Source organism: Mycoplasmopsis ciconiae, assembly GCF_036350065.1.
GTDB lineage: Bacteria > Bacillota_I > Bacilli_A > Mycoplasmatales > Metamycoplasmataceae > Mycoplasmopsis > Mycoplasmopsis ciconiae.
Genome location: NZ_JAZDWZ010000010.1, coordinates 18,451 through 38,519 on the forward strand (window position 1 = coordinate 18,451; position 20,069 = coordinate 38,519).

Consider the following 20,069-nt stretch of genomic DNA (forward strand, 5'->3'; position numbering starts at 1 on the left):
ATTTCCATAATTATATTTTTGAGTTTTGAGACTTTTTTATAGGCATAAATGAAAAATTGATTTAAATGAAAGCAAATTAAAAATTTTTATTTTAAAAAGCAAATAAAAAAACTCGCACTTGACCGTACAAGTATAGCGAGTTTAATATATTATGCTTTTATTAAAGAGATAACTTCAATTCCTTCAGGAAAAGTTTTGCGCCCTTTTAATTCTTCAAGTTCCATTAACAAAATTATTTTTTTAACTACAATACCTTGTGATTCTAACAACTTAATAATTGCGTTAGTTGTTCCTCCTGTAGCTAAAACATCATCAATAATAGCTGCACTTTGGCCTTTTTTAGCAAAACCTACTTGAAATTCCAAACGATTTGAACCGTATTCCAAATCATAATCTAGCGATACAACTTCTCCGGGTAATTTATTAGGTTTTCTTACCATTAAAAAAGGTTTTTTAAGCTTAGATGCTACAGGTGTTCCAAAAAGAAACCCTCTAGCATCAGGCCCAACTATTACATCACAATCTTGTGCGTATTTGCTCATTAAATCAATAGTGTAGTGCAATGCCTCACCATTAGCTAAAAGCGGAGAAATATCTTTAAACAGAATTCCTTTTTTAGGAAAATCTTCTACATCTCTAATATATTTTTTTAAATCCATTTTAAAAACCTTAACTTACTAAAACATCTTCATAGAAGTGTAAAACATCATCTTCTTCAATATCGTTGTAATTTTTGATATGACAACCGAAATCTTTACCTTTTACAACTTCTTTAGCGTCGTTTAATTCTCTTTTTAATGAATCAATAACACCTTCATAAATTAATTTAGCACGACGATAAACTTTAACCTTAGCATTAGCCTTGACAACACCCTCGTCCATCATACATCCAGCAATTTTTCCTACTTTAGAATAGAAAAATACTTTAATAATATGTGCTTCACCTATTTTTCTTTCCTCATAAACTGGCTCTTTTTCACCATCTAGCATTTTTTGACAAGCTTCTATTATTTTATAAATAACATTGTGCGAAATAATTTCTACACCTAAATTTTTAGCTGATTTTTTCTCATTAGGTGTTGGTGTATTATTGAAAGTAAAAATTACTGCATTAGATGCTTGCGCTAATAACAAGTCTGAGTTTGTTATTCTTCCGCTTCCAGCTAAAACTACTTTAATAACAGCTTCATCATTTGCCATTCCGTCAATTTGACCTTTTATGGCATCAAAAGTTCCAAAAACGTCACTTTTAACAATAACGTTAATGACTTTTTTACCTTCAGAGTCTAAATTAGTATTGCTTCTTTGGTATAGTTCTGTTTGTTTTTCAATTGAGTTTTTCTCGTTAGCTAATTTTTTAGCGAATTTTTCATCGCTAAAACCAACAAATTTATCACCAGCCATTGGTGTGTAGTTTAATCCAGAAATTAAAACAGGCATCCCAGGTGTGGCTTTGTCAATTGGTTTGTTATTTGTATCACTTAAAACTCTAATTCTTCCGTAACTTCCACCAGCAACAATAAAATCACCCTTTAAAAGTGTTCCATTTTCAATAATAACAGTTGAAACTGAACCTACACCTTTATCCATTTTTGATTCAATTACAGTTCCAATAGCTTCTCTGTTAGGGTTGGCTTTTAAATCTAAAATGTCTGAAAGAATATTAATAGCTTCGTATAAATCATCCAAACCTTCACCTTTTAAAGCTGAACCATAGACAATTTGAGTATCTCCACCATATTCCTCAATAACTAAATTATGTTGAGCTAACTCTCCTTTAATTCTGTCTAAATCTTTATTTGGTTTATCCATTTTGTTAACAAAAACTATAACAGGCACATTAGCGGCTTTAGCATGATCAATCGCTTCTTTGGTTTGAGGCATAACTCCATCATCAGCAGCAACCACTAAAACAACAATATCAGTAACTTTAGCACCTCTAGCACGCATTTTTGTAAATGCTTCATGTCCAGGGGTATCGATAAAAGTAATTTTTCTTCCTTTAAAATCAACTTGGTAAGCCCCTGTGTGTTGTGTAATTCCGCTTTCTTCGCTTCCGGCAACATTAGAGTTTCTGATTTTGTCTATAAGAGTAGTTTTACCATGATCAACATGTCCCATAACTGTGATTATTGGAGCTCTTTTTACTAAATCGCTTTCTTTATCACTAAAACTTACTTCATCTAAAAAGTTTGTCGCATCAACATTGACTTCCTTATTAAACTCAAAACCATTTTCTAAACATAACTCAGCGATTTCCTCTTCTTCAAGAACGTAGTTAAGATTGTACATCTTACCTTTCATAAAGAATTTTTTAATTATGTCATTTGGATTTAATTTTGTTTTTTGCGCAAAATCAGAAATAGACATTTTTCCTGTAAATGTAAAAACTCCATCTTTTAATTCTGTTTTTACGTTAGAAAGTTGTTTTTTAATTTCTTCAACATTACTTATTCTGTTTTGTTTTTTAGCCATATTGTTTCCTCCAATTCTTTTAATAACTGTTCATAAACAATTAAACTAACATTAGTTCTAAATTCACGATTTAAAGCTTTAGACTTTAAAAATTTATCTCATAAGGCTCTATCATTTTTTAAATAGCAACCTCTTCCTTTTTTGTTTCTAGATAAATCAAGTGTTATTAAATTTTCTTTTTTGTTATAGTCAAATCTTATTAATTGACTAATATCTAAAATCTCGTGTGTGATTACGCACTTACGAGTAAAATTTATATTTTTATTTTTCTCATTCATCATCAAACTCACTTAAATCTAAGCCTTTATCTAATCCATAATTAGTTAAGTCAGCATCAACTTTAAAATCGTCTAATCTGATGTTTGAATTTTTATTATTTTTTTGTTTTTGTTTTTCTTTAGCTTTAATTTCTTTTTGCTCAGTTACATAATTTACTAATTCTTGTTGATTTTCAGCAACCGCATCATCAAAAACCTTATCAAAATCTATATCATTAATAAAGTCATAATCATTGTCATTTGATTCGCTTGCATTTAATTGCTCTAAATTTTTCTCAACATCGAATAACTGATCTAAATCAATAGCTGCAGCTTTTCTATCATTTGATTTATTAGCTTTGTTTTGTGGTTTTTCAGTATTTGCCTCAGTGCTTGAATTAAATGAAACTTCCTCACTTAAATTCATTCTTTCTTTGAAGGCGCTAACATCTTCTTTAAATTCATTTAAATCGATATCTAAATCGCTAAAGAAATTATTTGAAGAACGTGATGATTTTTTACTTTTATGGTTATTAAATAGTGGTTTTTCGTAACGAGATTCGTTTTTAAATTTAATACCTTTTTGAGTAGCTTCTTCAGGAGTTAAAATATCAATTTTTGTATTTGTTAAACTTTTTGCTAATTCAACATTGATACCTTTTTTACCAATAGCTGTTGTTAAATCTTCTTTTTTAATGATTGCTGCAAAAATATTAGGTTTTTTAGGATCAGCAACAACACAATCAATTACCTTAGCTGGAGATAAGGCGTTTTTAACATATTCTGCTAAATCATCACTATAGTATACAACATCGATTTTTTCGCCATCTAAAGAGTCACTTAAAGTCGCAATTCTTTTACCATTTACCCCAATAACACTTGAAACAGCATCAATATTAGGATCACTAGATCTTACTGATACTTTAGATCTTTCTCCGCTGGCTCTTTGAACATTAACTATTTCAATAATTCCTTGAGAAATTTCTGGTATTTCGTTGATTAACAAATCAACAATTTTGTTTGGTGAATCAGTTGATACTTGACACTGACTTAATTTGCTTTCAGGCTCAACATTTTCTAAATAAACATCAACCAATGAACCAGGCAACATGTTTAATTTTTTATTTACCTTATTTGCAGGTAAAAACGCTGTAACACCGTCTTCAAATACTAAGTTAAATGAACCGTTATTGTTTCTTGTTAAAACTCTTGCTTTGATTTTTTTACCAATTAAATTTCTATATTTTTCGTAAATTTTTAATTTCTCTTTTGTTTTTAAACTTTGCACAAAACCATTCTTAATAGCTGTTCTGTTTTTTTCATTTAAAATATTAAAATCAATCGGCATCTTCACAAAATCATCTACTTGAACATCAGGATAATGTTCTTGAGCTTGCGCTAAAGTAATAAACGAAATGTGTGAAAGGTCATCCTCACCTAAAAATTCAAAATCATTAGCAACAACTTGCATATTTAAATTTGAAATGATCGCTTCTTCTTTTGCGTCATCTAATTCAAAAATAATTTCAGCTTCAGGATCAATATCACGAGTGATTGTTTTTGTTATTTCGCTACCTAATATTTCACAAATGTCTTGAACGCTTAAACCTTGTTTATTTGAGTATCCCTTGGCAACTAAGTATCATTTCTTATTTATTAAAGGATCTATATTTTTTAATTCATTTTCTTTTTTGTTTTGTATTTCTTTTGCCATTTTTGTCCTTAAAATTTAACGTAAAGTTCTATATTTAAAATATTTTCTTTATTAATTTTTACTTTTCTAAATTGACCTTTGTTGTTTCATTTTACTAAAAGTTCATCTTCTTTATTTTCTAAAAGTTGCGCAACCAAGACATTTTGAGATAAAAAAGCTTTTTTTAACTCAAATCTTAAAGTTTCGCCGACATATCTATCTATATTGTTCATATCTACTTCTAAATCAAGACCAGGAGATTGAACAATAATGTCTAATTCATCTGTGTTTATGTTGTTTTGGATTAAAAACTTATCAACAAGATCCATAAAATAAGTTTGATCTTTAACTTCATTTGATGTTGTTATAGTTAAAATTCCGCCTAAAAACTCGATTTCTTTTATTGAATCTTTAAATTTATTTTCTAATAATTCTTTGATATTCATAAACTCCTCAAAACATTTATTTTAGATATTAATTATAAAAAGTTGCCGGGGCAACTTTTTGAAAAATAAAACTTTGCTTCTTTATTATACACTTTTAAAATAACAACAATTTTTAATTTTTATACTTTTGTTTGAAAAATTAAAAAATAGTTCTTTTTTATTGATTTTTATATTTGTTTTTTTTAGTTTTTGGGATTTTTAATACTAAAGTGTATTCTCCCTTAATAGCATCTAAAGTGGACAATTCTTCGTGTATATCATAGGCGCTTCCGCTATAAAAATGTTCGTATAATTTTGTCAATTCTTTTGCTAAAAAAACTTGGTTGTTTGGTATTGTTTCATCAATATTCTTTAATGTTTCTAATAATTTATGAGGCGAAACATAAAAAATATATGTCCCTTGCGCAAGTGATTCTAATTGAATTTTTCTAGAGTTAATTTTATCTTTAATAAAACCTAAAAAAGTAAAAGTATTGTCTAAGCTGCTCATTACAAATGCACTAATTGCTGCATTAACACCCGGAATTAATTCAACATCAATATCACTATTTTTAGCACTTCTTATTAGTTCAAAACCTGGATCGCTCATTACAGGCATACCAGCATCACTAACTAATGCAACATCTAAATTTTGCTCGACTATTAATTTACAAATTCCTTTGGATGAATTTTTCTCGTTGAAATTGTCATACTTAATTAATTTTTTGCCTTCTATATTATAGTGAGCCAATAATTTAGAAGTAACTCTTGTGTCTTCGCAGGCGATTACATCCACTTTTTGTAGAGTTTCTAAAGCTCTAAAAGTTAAATCTTTTAGATTTCCTATTGGTGTTCCAACTATATATAACTTACTCATAATACTCCATTAGTGAAATTAATAAATTTTGTTTGTTTAAATTAAAATTTAGTGATGTTGAACTTCAGTTTATAAAACTATTTAAATTATTTACCCAATTTTGCAAAGCAATAATTTGATCCAAGTGCTTATTTTTATTTAAAAGAAATTGATTTAGAAAAATTGATTCTTTAGCTAAATATTTATTTGGATTTAATGAAATCTTAATCAGTTGCAATAAAAAAGAAAGAATTAAAATTGAATTCTTAAGATTTTGGTTATTTATGTGCTCATTTAAAAAAACATATAGATAATATGGGTTTTTAAATGAGTTCAAATATTTTTCTATTAAATCATCAATTAGCGCAATATTCTTAGTATCTTCCAAAAATTTAAAATTGTCATAATCACTAATTATTTGCGAAAAAATATAAGCATAATCAGCGTTTATTCCTATATTTAAGAGGGATTTGTGAATATACGAAGGTTTGTATGATTGCAATTTCACTAAAATACTTCTAGAAATAATTGTAGGTAAAACATTCGAAAGATTTTGGGTTGTTAAAATAATTAACGTATCTTTTGTTGGCTCTTCAATTAATTTTAAAATCGAATTAAGCCCGTTTAATGAAGTTTTATCAATATCTTTTATTACTAATATTTTTAGTTTTCCGCTAAATTGAGAACGGTTTTCAACCTTAGTAAATAACTCTAAAATTTCAGCCTTAGCAATCGAATCTTTTTCGTTAGGTTGTAACACAAAAACATTGGGCTCACTTATAAATTCTGGCATTAATGATGTAATGTTAGATTTATTAACTAAATTAATAAAAAAGAGTAAATCTGAATTAACATCATAATTGTACGGAACACTTAAAAGATAACAATGTGATAAATTTTTTTGAGTTATTTTTGTAATTAAATCTTGATTATAACTATTCATATTTTGACATATATTCCTTGAATTTAGGATTATTGGTAATTTTTTGTATAGTTTGTTCAAATACTTTCTCTACATTTTGAGTAGCATCGATAATCACATATCTAGAAGGGTTGTTTTGGATTAGTTTTTTGTATCCTTCGTACACTTTAACATGAAACGCTTCAGTTTCATCATCTAAACGATCTTGCACAAGACGATTTTGTTGTCTTCTTTTTTTACATTCACTTGGTGTTATATCAAAAAATACAACTATATCTGGATAAGTTTTATCAATGACTAACTCAGTTATTGATTCTACAAATTTCATCCCTAAATCTCTAGCGTTGCCTTGATAAGCGTAAAAACTATCGATATAACGATCACAAAAAACTAATTTATTTTCTTTTAAAGCAGGTCAAATAACATCTTCGAGGTGAATTCTTCTGCTTGCTGAATACAATAATGCCTCAGTTACTGAAGATAATTTTGATTCTTTATCAAGAATTATTTCTCTTATTCTTTCAGCTTCTTTTGAATCTTTTCCTCCTGGCTCTCTTGTTAAAACATAATTGAGCTTTGGATATTTTTCATTAAAAAATGAAATCACTTTGCTAATTATTGTAGTTTTTCCTGAGCCATCTAACCCCTCGAATGTTATAAACATGCAAACTCCTTTATTTTGTTCTATTTTTAATTGATTCTCTTAGTGTAACCGGATCAACAAAATCAACGTTTGCACCAATAGGAATACCTATAGCCAATTGTGAAACGCTGATTTTGTTTTCGTATAATTGTTTTTTGATATTATAAGAAATTATTTCACCCTTTAAATTAGGGCTGATAGCAATAATTACTTCATCAAAATTTTTTGCGTAGTTAGATAATTTTTCGAGATTATGTAAAAACAATTCTTCGTTTTTTTCGATATCTATATCAGTGGAAAAAATGTAGTATTTACCTGTAAAAAAGCGCAATTCTTCAAATTTATTTATCGCTTTATTATTATCAACTACCATTAAAATTTTGTCTCTGTCTGGATCAGAACAAATAAAACATAAAGTTTCTTCACATATGTCGCCACACAAGTGACAATAATTTGTTTTGCTTTTAATTTGCTTAACTAAGTTGATAAAATCTTCGATTTCAAAATTCGAAGATTCTAAAACTCATTCAATAAATTTTTGGGTTTGTTTATTTGTGAAATTTAAATTATTTTTGATTTGTTCGTGCGCCTTATTTAATGTATCTGTTTTATGCATTAAAAAGGAAGATTACCTGGAGCTTGAGGAACTAATTTTTCTTGTTCTTCTTCAACAATTTCTTTAAGTTCATTAATTGCTAAAACTAAAAGTTCTTCAATAATATCTTTATCTTCAGGATCAATTAAAGCTTCATCAATAGTAATTGATTTTAAATCTAAATTACCATACATAGTAACTTTTATCCCTTGTTTTTCTATGCTAAATTCTTTTTTATCTAATTCCTTTTGTTTTCTTTCCATTTCCGCTTGCATTTTTCTTAATCTTTTTAACATTTCTGCATTCATGTTTAACTCCTAATTATTTTTGTTTATTTTTATTTTGGCTGTTAATCCAAATATTTTTTCTGCCTTAGAATGGGCGCTGTCAACATCATCAAAAACAGGTTCATCAAAGTCTCATTTTGGTGTTCTTGGGATTACTTTGTCTTTCATTTGCTTAACTGTGGCAAGCGCACTTCTAAGTTCATAATCATCTATAACAAATAAATGAACATTTTTTCTTAATAATTTTTGTGAAAATTTATAAAATCATGCTGTATTTCTTTTTGAATCTAATTTTTTAACTAAATTAGTGTTTTTAGAATACACTAATCAAAAATTATTTCCAAATGAAATTGTTTGAAAGTTATCAAAAAGTTGAAAATGTTCATAAAAAGAACCTTCTCCATTTTCGTCAACCATTTTTAACAAATTATACTTGTTTACAAGCTTATTCTTTTCATCGTCACTATAGTGAAATAAGCAATTTAGTATCTCTTCTTCTCTTGTGTGTTTTGATTTCTGCTCACCTGGATTTGTCATGTCTATGCTTACAACATGCTGAAAGTGATTTTTAGATTTTATTTTATCATTGATATTAGAAACTATTGTTGACTCGTCACTTTCTTGAACTTTTTGTATATTTGTTTGTTTTTGTTCAAAAGATTTATCATTTTCAAGTTCATTTTTGAAAATATCCGTATGTTCTTTTTCGTCTAAATCGTTATTGTTATCCAATTCAAATTGATAATCAATTTTTTGTGTTTTTGGTTTCTCAATTTTGGAATTAACAAAAGAATCATCAAATATTTTTGTCATTTTTTCGGCATTTGTGTATTCTTGATCCTCGTTATAATAACTAAAAAGATTATTTTCTTCATCGTTTGTAGTTTTTTTGGATTCTTTGGAAATTTCAAAACTTAATCCTTTATTAAATGTGCCATCATTTTTGTTAATATGGTTTTCCATATTTTTATATTGAAAATCATCTTCTTCATATCTTGCTTTACCCAAGTACTTTTGGACAATATTCTCAATATCTTTTTCGCTTAAACACTCGTGTGTTGAGTGAGTATTTTCAGTATTATCAGAATGAATTGACTCAACAATAATATTATTTTCTTGCTGTAATTTTTTGTGGATCATTGAAATTTGTATGATCGCAAACTCTACAATTTGAAATGGAATTTGGCTATGAGAAACTTTCTCTAAGACTTCTTGAAGATAATTAACTAATTCAAGAATAAATTTCTCGTTCCATCTTAAGTTTTTAATTTCATCACCATTAACAAATTCTAAAAATGATAAATTACGAGTCTTTCTAAAAACTAATCAATCACGAGCTACATTAATTGTGTTTTTAACAAATGCATGTGGGTTTATCCCCATTTCTTTTAATGAAGAAAAAATATTAATAGCTTTAGATAAATCATTGGCACTTAAAGCTGTAATAAATTTAATGATATTAACGTTTGAAACTGCACCAAAGATATTTAAGACATCTTCATACTTGATAATCCCTAATCCATATGCGGCACACTGTTCGGTTATACTTAAGGCATCACGCATTCCGCCTTCAGAAAGAGAAATTATTAATTTCAGAGCATTTTCCTCTATTTTTAAACCTTCATTGCTTAAAACTTTTTTAAGTTGTGAAGAAAGGGCTGATTCATTAATTCTTCTGAAATTAAATCTTTGCGATCTAGAGATAATTGTTGATGGGATTTTATGAGAATCAGTTGTAGCTAAAATGAAAATAGCATGTTTTGGCGGTTCTTCTAAAGTTTTTAAAAGCGCATTAAAAGCGCCTTTACTTAACATATGAACCTCATCGATAATATAAACTTTATATTTTTTACTTACTGGATTTATTTCAATTTTATCTTTTAAAGTTCTTATATCATCAACACCATTATTAGAAGCGGCATCCATTTCGATAACATCAACATCTCTATCAATTGAATCTAAACAACTTAAACAAGCCTTAGTTTTATTTGGAGAGTGTTGACAATTTAAAACATTAGCGAAAATTTTAGCTACAGAAGTCTTACCCACACCTCTAGGGCCATTAAAAATGTATGAGTGTGAAATTTTGTTTGATTCGATGATATTTTTAAGTGTAGTAACTATATGATCTTGACCTTTTACATCATCAAATGTTTTGGGACGGTATTTTCTATATAAAGCTTTGTAATCCATAATCTAACTCCAACTAATGTCTATAATTATGTTATTTCAATTTTAAATTATTATAAAAAGCAACGATCTTTTTTTTAAAATTTTGTGCTAAATTTTCATATTTTATAAAAATTAATTTTTATAAGTAAAACAAGCACCTTTTTATTTGGTGCTTGTTTTTTTAATATTTAATGAACCTTTAAAGTAGTTTCATTTTTGTGATTCGATAATCTTAAATTTAAGTTTTTTATCCTCAATTGTCACTGATAATTTATCTTGGAACATGTAAATTCCAAGAACAGCAAACATGAATAAATTAGCAAAAAATAATTGAGTAAAAATCATATATGGTCAAAGTGTAATAGGTTTAATAAGTCTGCTAAACTTAGAATTAACCTCATTAGTACCATTATAAAATCAATTACTTCTTCATTCTTTATATTTAGAATCAGCAGGGATAACATTATCTAAAATTGAATTTAATGTAAATGTGAATATAATTAAACCTAAAATAATTGCTAACATAATAACAAAATCTCTAAGAGAAATTTTTTGGTTATTTAAAATGAAAAATACTAAAGGAGCAATTAAAATAAATCCATGCGCTAATAAATAATCATAAAAGAAATAATTATCTAAACCAGCACCATTAAAAGTAAACTCTCCTTTTGGAGAAAGTTGTTGTATTACTCCATTTACTTTTACGATTTCATTTGTTTTACTAGATAAATCAGGCAAGGCTAACGCAATTAAAGCGCCCACTACACTTGTAAATAAAATGTATTTTAAATATTTTGTTTTATTAATGATTAATAAAATTGAAAAAATAACAATATTTAACCTACACAAATGAAGCGGAATAATTTCTCATTTGTTAGGAAAATTACTTGTGGCTAAAATCCCTATTCTTACTAAAACAAAGGCTAATGTGCTTATTCCGATAACAAAATTAAGCGTTCTTTCATTTTTAAAAAATAAATATTTATTCGCTTTATTATGATAAGAATTATAAATTGGTCTTTTAAATAATGAAACAAGTATAAAAGCTATAACCAATAATAACGAAACGACAAAAAATATTTTTTTACTAATTCCATCTCAAGGCAAGTTGTTACCAGCTGGATATGAAAAAAAACCTGTAAAATATTCAATCATATTTCCCTCCTTTTAAGATCATCAAATAATAAAATAAAAAATCTGAAACTATTATTTAGCTTCAGATGCAGCTCTTTCGGCTCTTCTTTTTGCTCTAGCAGCTTCTTTAGCTAATTTGTGAGCTCTTTTTGCTGCTTTTTCTTTGTTTTTTAATCTAACGATTTTACGCATTGCAATTCCTTTATTTTTTGTTGTTTAAATATAAAAAATTAATTTTATAAATATTTTAATAATTATACAAAAAAACCGAATTATTCTAATTATTTTTAAAAGCCTAAAAAGTACTTAAAAAATATTTTTTATGTTCTTTTTTAATATAAAAAGTACTTTTTTAATTTTTATAGCAATTATTTTTATGATAATTCGTTTTTCAAATAAAGCTAAAAATATATTGCATAAAAATAATTTGTTTATAATTCTGTTTATAAATTTCAGAGGTAAAAATGGAAAAAAATACAAAAATTGAATTCAAAATAGTTAAGCACATTGCTGTTATTAATAAACTTTTTAACGGTTGAACACGAGAGTTAAATATGGTTTCATGAAATAACAATGAAGCTAAATTGGATTTAAGAGATTGAGATGAATCTCATACAAAAATGTCAAAAGGCTTCACTTTTACAAAAGAAGAAGCACAAAATTTAATTGAAGCTTTAAAAAATGAAATTAATTAATCAAATGAAAACCAAAAAAATCTAAAAATATATTTTTTAATAAAAATGTGGAATTATATATATCATTTTTCGAGCTTTTATTGAAGTTTCCATATTGTTTCCATATAATTTATTATGTAAGGCGAGTGTAAATGCGATAATTTACACTGTAGATGTACCTCCAATACATTTACACTAAAATAACTATTAATAGTAATATAGGAGAATTATGGAAAAATTTAATTTACCAAAAGAAATGAAAGCTTTGGTTTTCAAGGAAAAAGACGTTGTTGAAATCGTTAAAAAACCAGTTCCTAGTGTTGGAGCAAACGATTTATTAATTAAAGTTACAACAACAACAATTTGTGGTACAGACATTCACATTAGAAAAGCTGAATATCCAGTTGTGCCAGGGTTAACAATTGGACATGAAGCTGTGGGAACTGTTGCTGCTTACGGAGAAAACGTTAAAGGATTTAAAGTTGGAGAAAGAGTTTTAGCTGGTGCTATTACACCAAGTGGATACTCAGCAGCTTGTCAATACGGACAAAGTTCACAAGATGGTGATAATTCTAAATACGGATACAAAGCTACAGCTGGATGAAAATTCGGAAACATCGAAGATGGTTGTCAAGCTGAATACGTTTTAGTTAAAAACGCTATGGCAAACGTTGCTAAAATTCCTGATGGATTAACAGATAAACAAGTTTTAATGTGTCCTGATATTTTATCAACAGGTATTAAAGGATCAGAAAACTTAGACATTAAATTAGGGGATACAGTTGTTTTAGTAGCTCAAGGACCTATTGGTTTATGTGCTACAATCGGAGCTAAATTATTAGGAGCTTCTACAATTATTACAGCTGATACAGATGACCACAGATTAGCAATGTCTAAAAAATTCGGTGCAACACACACAGTAAACATTACAAAAGAAAACTTATTAGAAGCTGTTACAAAAATCACAGATGGACGTATGGCTGATGGAGCTGTTGAATGTTTAGGATTAAACTCAACATTCCAAGACTGTTTAAGTGTTATTCGTCCAGGGGGAACTGTTTCATCAATCGGAGTTTACTCAGATGATGTTGTAATTCCTGCTAAATACTTCGCTGCTGGACTTGGAGACCACACAATTAAAACTTCATTATGTCCTGGTGGATCAGAAAGAATGCGTCGTTTAATGCAATTAATCGCTGACAAACGTATCGATGTTACAGATTTAGTAACACACGACTATGACTTTGATGACATCGTTAAAGCATATGACCACTTCCAAAGCCGTAAAGATGGTGTATTAAAAATCGCTATTAAAGTTAGTTAATTTTCACAAAAATAAAGGGATTAACCCTTTATTTTTTAATTATGTTTTTAACTTAATTTCGCTAAAATTAGCTTCAAAACACTGAACCACAACATACTTTTGATAATTTCATATTAACTTTAAATTTATAGGTTGCGCAACAGTGCCATTATGTTTTTTTGTTTTGATTTTTGCGTTTTTGTATTATAATTTTAAAGATGACTAGGAGTATAGTTCAACGGTAGAACAACGGGCTTCAACCCCGTGTGTTGTGGGTTCGAATCCTGCTACTCCTGCCATTTTTTTTATGCTTTTTTTAGTTTGCGCACGCAAATATCTATATAGCTATTTTAAAAAATAGTTTAAAATAATAATATAAATTAGACACATAAAATATCGTTTATTTGTTAATTTAATAATCAATATAAAAAGGAGACAATAATGATTAAAGGATACAAAAACGAAAAAGCATCTGAATACATCGTTGAAGTTGTTGTAAGTAAAGAAGAATACCAATCTTTATTTGAAAAAATGAAAGAAAATGAAATAAAAAACTTAAAAGTTTCTGGTTTTAGAAAAGGTAAATTACCTAAAAACATGGTTGATAAATACTTAAATTTACAAAAAGTTGCTTCAAGAACAGTGGAAAAAGCAGTTGCTATGAAAAGACCTGAAGCTGATAAAAATGTTTTTGAACAAAAAGATTTAAGAGTTATTTCATTCCCAGAAGTAAATATTGTTAGTTTTAAAGATGATGTTTTAACACTACAATTTATTTACCCATTAGCACCTGACTTTTCAAATATTTCATTAGATAAAGTTGAAGTTAAATTCGAAGTTCCTACTTTCGATGAGAAAAAAGTAGATGCACAAATTGAAAAAACTTTAAAATCTTTTGGAATGTTAGAGAAAAAAGAAGGTCCTGCTCAAAAAGGTGATACAGTTGTTATCGACTTTAAAGGATTTATTGATGATGTTGCCTTCGAAGGTGGAGAAGCACAAGATTACTCATTAGAATTAGGATCAAATCAATTTATCGCCGGTTTCGAAGATCAACTTTTAGGTAAAGAAGCTGGATGAAAAGGTGATATCACAGTTACATTCCCAGAAAACTACTATGTAAAAGAATACCGTTCAAAAGATGCTGTTTTTGAAATTAACTTAAAAGAAGTTCAAAGCGTAAAAGTGCCTGAATTAAACGAAGAAACAGTGGCTTTATTCGGAATGCCTGAAGTTAAAACAGTTGCTGAATTAAAAGAATCTTTTGCAAAACAAATTAAAGAAACCAGCTTATTAGATGCTAAAAACAACTTCTTACAAAACTTAGTTAATGAAATTGAAAGCAAAAACGAAATCGCTGTTGCTAAAGTATTAATTGATCAAGAAGTTCAAAAACTTGACAAACAATTCTCAGATACTTTAAAACAACAAGGTATTAAAAGAGCTGAATACTTAAAATTAACTAAATCAACAGAAGAAGATATCAAAGAAGAATTAACTGCTACAGCTACAAAAACAATTAAAGACCAAATTGTTTACCAATACTTAGTAAATACATTTTCAACTGAAGTAACACAAGAACAAATTGACGCAGAATTCGAAAAAATCGCTGCTGTGTTCAAAATGGATGTTGAAACAGTTAAAAAACTTTTACCAGTTGAAAACTTAAAATCAAGAATTATGGAAAACAACTTAATTGCTGTTTTAGTTGAAAAAATGGATCCTCAAAATTACGAACAATACAAAGAATTGTCTAAGTAATAATAATCAAAATAAAAAATAACCCTTAAGGTTATTTTTTTGTAACTTTTTTAGTATACACGCATTCACAATTTAAATTGTTCTGGGTATACAAATGGTAATAAATAATATATTTCTGTTATAACAAACGCAGTTAAGATTGCTACTATAAGAATTATAATAACGTCTCTTCAACCAAAATGTAATTGTCTGTATCTAGTTCTTTTTTGGTATGGATCATAACCTCTAGTTTCTAAGGCGTTAGATAAATCTTCAGCCTTAGCGAAACTAGAAACGAATAACGGAATTATTAATGTTGTAAAAGCAGTTACTTTTTCCTTTATGCTTCCACTCTTAAAATCAACCCCTCTAGAAGATTGAGCTTTCATAATTCTTGTAGCCTCATCTAAAAGTGTAGGAATAAATCTTAAAGCTATCGAAATAATCATAGCGATAATATGAACAGGAACTTTAATTAACTTTAAAGGAAATAATAAATCTTCAATTGCTTTTGTTAATAAAATTGGTTTTGTTGTATTTGTTAAAATGGTTGTACACAAAATCATTGTATAAATTCTAATAAATAATGTAATTGTCTTGTTTAAAGCGTTATAAGTTAAAGCGATGTTTTTAGCTTTTCAAATTGGTAACAAAAGAATAATTCCATCATTTACTTTTGACGACTCTTGAGCGTTAGCGTTAAAATCATAATTAATTGAATAAATACTTACTAAGAAGATTATCACACTAATAATTAGTGGAAACTTTAATATCTTAAATAAAGGCATAATTCTTTTAATTGTTAAAACATAAGCTACTATCAATGGAATCAAAAGAACAATCGCACTAATTAAACTACCAACAAAAAACATTAAAACAATATAAACGATTGTTAATAAAATTTTGACTCTGGCATCAACTTTATATAAAAATGAATCTCCAGGTAAATAACGACCAAAAACACTTTTCATTATTCGCCCTCCTCATGTTTATATTTATTTAAATAATCGCACAATTGTTCAAGATTAGTTATTCTAGGAAAGGGTTTAAAACCTTTTTGTTCTAATTTATCCATAAAAGTGAATAACTTAGGAGGTTGAAGTTGATTTTCGAGTAAGAAGTTTGTGTCTCTTAATATCTCGTATGTGTCTCCATCCCTTACAATTTCACCTTTTTTAAAGACAATTGTTCTTTGCGAATGTTTCAAAATGTTATCCAAATCATGTGAAACATTAACAATTGTTTTGCCTTGTTTGTGCAAATGATCAAAAATATCTAAAATTTCTTTAACACCAACAGGATCTAGCCCCGCTGTTGGTTCATCAACCACTAAAAAATCTGGTTTCATTGCTAAAATTCCAGCAATAGCTACCCTTCTTTTTTGTCCGCCACTTAAATCAAAAGGTGATCTATCTAAAAACGACTCGTCTAAACCAACTTGTTTGATTACTTCTTTAGCTATTTCTTTAGCTTCGTTTTTTGGGACATTAAAACTTAGAGGCCCAAACATAATGTCCTCTTCAATTGTTTTTTTAAATAACTGATACTCAGCAAACTGGAATACTACACCAATTCTTTTACGAATATTTTTTGCCTTTTTAATGTGTCTTGGCTTAGTTTTTTTATCCACCACTACATTAAATATTTCTTTTTGGTTTTTTTTATTTACACCCTCAAAAATTCACTCAACATTCCCATCATCCGGTGTTAATAGTGCATTTAAATGTTCAATAAATGTAGTTTTTCCGCTACCTGTTTGCCCGATAATACCAACATATTCACCTTGTTTTATTGTTGCTGAAGCATTTTTTAGTGCAACAAATTCCATCGGAGTTTTTTTATTAAAAATTTTAGCTATTTTTTTAACTTCAATTTGCATAATTCCTCCACTAATTTGTTTTCATCATATGTAGCTTCGATTCCTTCTATTTTTTCACTTACTTTATAAATAAAAGGTGAGTCAATTTTAGCTAATTCAATAATTTCTTTGTCTTTTAATATTTCGTGAGGTTTTCCTTTTGCGACTAATTTACCGTGAGAAAATACCAAACAGTAATCTGCCATTATCGCCTCGTCCATATCGTGAGTAATAGAAATTAAGGTTTTTGATCTTGTAGCTTGTAAATCACGAATTATTTTTAGAACTTGGTTTTTTCCTTTAGGATCTAACATTGAAGTGACCTCATCAAAGATCATAACTTTTGGATCTAAAGCTAGGACACTAGCGATAGCCACACGCTGTTTTTGACCTCCACTAAGTGATTCAGGTTCTCTTTCTAAAGATTCGTTCATCCCAACTTCTTTAGCGTATTTTTCGATTTGACCACGCATTTGGCTGCGAGTAATGTTTTTATTCTCTAATCCAAAAGCAATATCATCTTCAACACTAGCACCAATAAATTGGTTATCAGGATTTTGGAAAATAATACCTATTTTTTGTCTAATTTTAAGTAAATTCTTTTTTGAATAAACTATTCCGTCGATTTCTAGTGATCCTTTTTGCGGTTTTAATAAGGCTACTAAAACCTTACTTAAAGTACTTTTACCAGAACCATTATGACCTAAAATAGCAACATATTGACCATCTTCAATTTCAAAAGAAACGTTCTTAAGTGCTGGGTCAATACCCTCTTTATATGCAAATGTAATATCGTTTATTTTTAACATTTTTTAATTATATTAAATATATGAAAAAAATTAAAAAATTAATTTTTTAGCTTATTAACAGTTAAAAAAAGTATTTTTGCTAAAAAACTCTTTTTTTGTGTCTATCAACTTAAAATTATTGTTTTTTGATAAGTTTAAGTTGATATAATTTAAAAATGAACTCTAGAGATGTTTTGAAAAAGAAAAAATTTCTTAAATTTTACGATCGTACCCAAAAAATCAAGTCAGCTTGATATATGATTCCTTATTCGCTATTTATGACAACTCCACCCATTTTACTTTTTTCAATTGGTTTGTGGGAGTATTTGACAGCTAAACCAACATATGTGACAATAGTGGTGAATTTGATAATGATGGCTGTAGGGATTTTTTTCTTTTTACTTGGTTTAGTTTTTAGTATCTATGTTTGGTATTTTAGATTTAAATGCAAAACAATTCGCAAAAAACTTCACATTTATAATTATTGACAAAAATCATTTTTTGACTTATACTACTATGATTATGATTTATTGTTCGAATACGAAATTCAAAAAGCAAAAGAAAACAAAGATAAATCATTTGAAATTTACAAAGAATAAAAATATACCTAATTGAATTAGGTATATTTTTTAACCCATTGATTCTTCTCATTCAAATTGGTAATCATATATTTGCACAGTGTCACCAGGCATAATATCCATCTTAATTAACTCATCTCACACACCTATTTTTTTCAAAATATTATTAAATCTTAAAAGGTTGTCATATGAGTTTAAGGGTATACGATGGTAAATTTCTTCTACTTTTTTACCTGTTACCTCAAAATATCCTTTATATGGCGAAATAACACTAAAATCAGGTGTGTATTCGATAACTAATTCTTCTTCATTATCTTCCACAGGTGCTTGGAAGTGTTTTTGGATTGTTTCTCAAAGCACTTTTTTCACTATTTCTAAGTTACTTTTGTTAATTGCTGAAATTTCAACAATTTCAACATTTGGATATTTTTGTTTAAAATCGTTTAAATGCTGTTTAAAGTCTGGTAAATCACTTTTGTTAGCAATTACAACTTGTGGTTTTTGTTCTAATTTAAGATCATAATTTCTTAATTCATTATTAATAGTTTCGTAATCTTCAATTGGGTTCTTTTCAGGACTACCAAAATCGACTATATGCGCTATAACACGACATCTTTCGATGTGTTGTAAGAATTGAATTCCTAATCCTTTTCCTAAACTTGCGCCTGCAATTAAACCGGGTAAGTCAGCAACAGTAAATGAATAATCATAATATTGGACCATACCCAATTGCGGAACTAAAGTTGTAAATTCATATTCAGCCACTTTTGCTTTAGCATTAGAGATTGCGCTTAAAAATGTACTTTTACCTGCACTAGGTTTACCTACAACACCCACGTCAGATAAGATTTTAAGAACAATATTTGCCTCAAATTTTTCTCCAGGCATTCCGTTTTCAGAAATTCTTGGCGCTGTGTTTCTTGATGTTTTGAATTTGGTATTACCTCTTCCACCCTTACCACCAGCGGCAATTAAATAAGGTTTATTAGGCTCAATAACGTCAGCAACTAATTTGTTTTTGTTATAAACAAGAGTACCTACTGGAACTTTGATAAAAGTGTCTTTGGCGTTGGCTCCGTAAAGGTTTTTAGGACCACCCTTAACTCCATCTTCAGCGACTATGTGTTTATTTTTATAGAAACTTAAAAGAGTATTTTTTCCTTCATCTCCTACAAAATAGATGCTTCCACCTCTTCCACCATCTCCGCCGTCAGGACCACCCTTATCCACGTGTGCCTCGCGACGAAATGAAATCATTCCATCACCACCCTTACCAGCTTGAACTAAAATTTTAATTTGATCAATAAAACGAGCCATTTTGAACCTCCGAACTTGTTTTATATTACATATAAATAATTATAAAATTATAAAATATTATTTTGAAGAAAATGCCAAAAAAGCATAAAAAAAATGGCGGAACAGAGAGGATTCGAACCTCCGCGGGAGTTGCCTCCCCTACAGTCTTAGCAGGACCGCCTCTTCGGCCTCTTGAGTACTGTTCCAAGCTTTAAAATTATACATTAATATGTTTTATATCTAAATATTTTTTTAACAAAATATACCCGGAAAGTTAAAAAACAAAGTTCCACCTAAGGTGGTTTCCTTTTGTAAGATATTTTGATTAATTAAATTTTAAGGTTTTTGATAAAAAAGCAATAAAAAAATAAGC

Annotated in this window: 20 protein-coding genes and 2 tRNA genes; 5 read left to right on the plus strand and 17 right to left on the minus strand. The window is 28.3% G+C overall.

Features of this window, described 5'->3' with window-relative positions:
* Positions 1–149: 149 nt before the first annotated feature.
* The 12 genes from V2E24_RS03100 to V2E24_RS03155 form a co-directional block, all read right to left on the minus strand.
* Positions 150–659: an adenine phosphoribosyltransferase gene (locus tag V2E24_RS03100; RefSeq protein ID WP_330500963.1), complete on the minus strand. Its 510-nt coding sequence runs from the start codon at positions 657–659 to the stop codon at positions 150–152.
* A gap of 10 nt (positions 660–669) precedes the next feature.
* A complete protein-coding gene (gene infB, locus V2E24_RS03105; RefSeq protein ID WP_330500964.1) occupies positions 670–2,475 on the minus strand; it encodes a translation initiation factor IF-2 in 1,806 nt (601 codons plus the stop codon).
* Complete coding sequence (locus V2E24_RS03110; protein ID WP_330500965.1) at positions 2,451–2,756, minus strand: YlxR family protein; 306 nt, start codon at positions 2,754–2,756, stop codon at positions 2,451–2,453. The genes infB and V2E24_RS03110 overlap by 25 nt, the downstream gene beginning before the upstream one ends.
* Positions 2,737–4,446, minus strand: coding sequence for a transcription termination/antitermination protein NusA (nusA, locus tag V2E24_RS03115; RefSeq protein ID WP_330500966.1), 1,710 nt, complete (start codon positions 4,444–4,446; stop codon positions 2,737–2,739). Before nusA ends, V2E24_RS03110 begins: the two co-directional genes overlap by 20 nt.
* An 8-nt stretch (positions 4,447–4,454) precedes the next feature.
* Positions 4,455–4,871, minus strand: a complete 417-nt coding sequence (locus V2E24_RS03120) for an LSm family protein (protein WP_330500967.1) — start codon at positions 4,869–4,871, stop codon at positions 4,455–4,457.
* Positions 4,872–5,028: 157 nt separating this feature from the next.
* The gene (gene rsmI / locus V2E24_RS03125; protein WP_330500968.1) at positions 5,029–5,727 is read right to left on the minus strand and encodes a 16S rRNA (cytidine(1402)-2'-O)-methyltransferase; all 699 of its coding nucleotides are present in this window, start codon (positions 5,725–5,727) and stop codon (positions 5,029–5,031) included.
* Positions 5,720–6,649 carry a hypothetical protein gene (locus V2E24_RS03130; RefSeq protein ID WP_330500969.1) on the minus strand — a complete coding sequence of 310 codons (930 nt, stop codon included), beginning with the start codon at positions 6,647–6,649 and terminating at the stop codon, positions 5,720–5,722. Before V2E24_RS03130 ends, rsmI begins: the two co-directional genes overlap by 8 nt.
* Positions 6,642–7,292 carry a dTMP kinase gene (tmk, locus tag V2E24_RS03135; protein ID WP_330500970.1) on the minus strand — a complete coding sequence of 217 codons (651 nt, stop codon included), beginning with the start codon at positions 7,290–7,292 and terminating at the stop codon, positions 6,642–6,644. Before tmk ends, V2E24_RS03130 begins: the two co-directional genes overlap by 8 nt.
* 10 nt (positions 7,293–7,302) lie before the next feature.
* On the minus strand, positions 7,303–7,887 hold the full coding sequence (locus V2E24_RS03140; protein WP_330500971.1) for a toprim domain-containing protein: 585 nt from the start codon (positions 7,885–7,887) through the stop codon (positions 7,303–7,305).
* Positions 7,887–8,174, minus strand: coding sequence for a YbaB/EbfC family nucleoid-associated protein (locus tag V2E24_RS03145; protein WP_330500972.1), 288 nt, complete (start codon positions 8,172–8,174; stop codon positions 7,887–7,889). The genes V2E24_RS03140 and V2E24_RS03145 overlap by 1 nt, the downstream gene beginning before the upstream one ends.
* 9 nt (positions 8,175–8,183) lie before the next feature.
* Positions 8,184–10,346: a DNA polymerase III subunit gamma/tau gene (gene dnaX / locus V2E24_RS03150; RefSeq protein WP_330500973.1), complete on the minus strand. Its 2,163-nt coding sequence runs from the start codon at positions 10,344–10,346 to the stop codon at positions 8,184–8,186.
* A 141-nt stretch (positions 10,347–10,487) separates the two neighbouring features.
* A complete protein-coding gene (locus V2E24_RS03155) occupies positions 10,488–11,480 on the minus strand; it encodes a YwaF family protein (RefSeq protein WP_330500974.1) in 993 nt (330 codons plus the stop codon).
* A gap of 443 nt (positions 11,481–11,923) precedes the next feature.
* On the opposite strand from V2E24_RS03155, the gene V2E24_RS03160 reads away from it, so the two are divergent.
* From V2E24_RS03160 to tig, 4 genes are all read left to right on the plus strand, one after another.
* Positions 11,924–12,154 (plus strand): YdbC family protein, encoded by a 231-nt coding sequence (locus V2E24_RS03160; RefSeq protein WP_330500975.1) that lies wholly within the window; start codon positions 11,924–11,926, stop codon positions 12,152–12,154.
* A gap of 208 nt (positions 12,155–12,362) precedes the next feature.
* Entirely contained in the window at positions 12,363–13,457 is a 1,095-nt protein-coding gene (locus V2E24_RS03165) for a zinc-binding dehydrogenase (RefSeq protein ID WP_330500976.1), read from the plus strand.
* Positions 13,458–13,660: 203 nt separating this feature from the next.
* Positions 13,661–13,735 (plus strand) — tRNA-Trp (locus tag V2E24_RS03170).
* Between the two features lie 142 nt (positions 13,736–13,877).
* Positions 13,878–15,197: a trigger factor gene (tig, locus tag V2E24_RS03175; RefSeq protein WP_330500977.1), complete on the plus strand. Its 1,320-nt coding sequence runs from the start codon at positions 13,878–13,880 to the stop codon at positions 15,195–15,197.
* A 50-nt stretch (positions 15,198–15,247) separates the two neighbouring features.
* Here tig and V2E24_RS03180 read toward each other — a convergent pair whose 3' ends face one another.
* From V2E24_RS03180 to V2E24_RS03190, 3 genes are read right to left on the minus strand one after another with little or no spacing between them, the layout of a single operon-like run.
* Entirely contained in the window at positions 15,248–16,147 is a 900-nt protein-coding gene (locus tag V2E24_RS03180) for an energy-coupling factor transporter transmembrane component T family protein (RefSeq protein ID WP_330500978.1), read from the minus strand.
* Positions 16,147–17,055, minus strand: a complete 909-nt coding sequence (locus V2E24_RS03185; RefSeq protein ID WP_330500979.1) for an energy-coupling factor transporter ATPase — start codon at positions 17,053–17,055, stop codon at positions 16,147–16,149. Before V2E24_RS03185 ends, V2E24_RS03180 begins: the two co-directional genes overlap by 1 nt.
* Positions 17,031–17,843 (minus strand): energy-coupling factor transporter ATPase, encoded by an 813-nt coding sequence (locus tag V2E24_RS03190; protein ID WP_330500980.1) that lies wholly within the window; start codon positions 17,841–17,843, stop codon positions 17,031–17,033. The genes V2E24_RS03185 and V2E24_RS03190 overlap by 25 nt, the downstream gene beginning before the upstream one ends.
* Before the next feature lie 155 nt (positions 17,844–17,998).
* On the opposite strand from V2E24_RS03190, the gene V2E24_RS03195 reads away from it, so the two are divergent.
* A complete protein-coding gene (locus V2E24_RS03195) occupies positions 17,999–18,421 on the plus strand; it encodes a hypothetical protein (protein WP_330500981.1) in 423 nt (140 codons plus the stop codon).
* A 30-nt stretch (positions 18,422–18,451) separates the two neighbouring features.
* On the opposite strand, the gene obgE is transcribed toward V2E24_RS03195, so the two are convergent.
* Together obgE and V2E24_RS03205 are read right to left on the minus strand one after the other, a co-directional pair.
* The gene (gene obgE / locus V2E24_RS03200) at positions 18,452–19,717 is read right to left on the minus strand and encodes a GTPase ObgE (RefSeq protein ID WP_330500982.1); all 1,266 of its coding nucleotides are present in this window, start codon (positions 19,715–19,717) and stop codon (positions 18,452–18,454) included.
* A 94-nt stretch (positions 19,718–19,811) separates the two neighbouring features.
* A tRNA-Ser gene (locus V2E24_RS03205) sits at positions 19,812–19,902 on the minus strand.
* Between the last annotated feature and the right edge of the window lie 167 nt (positions 19,903–20,069).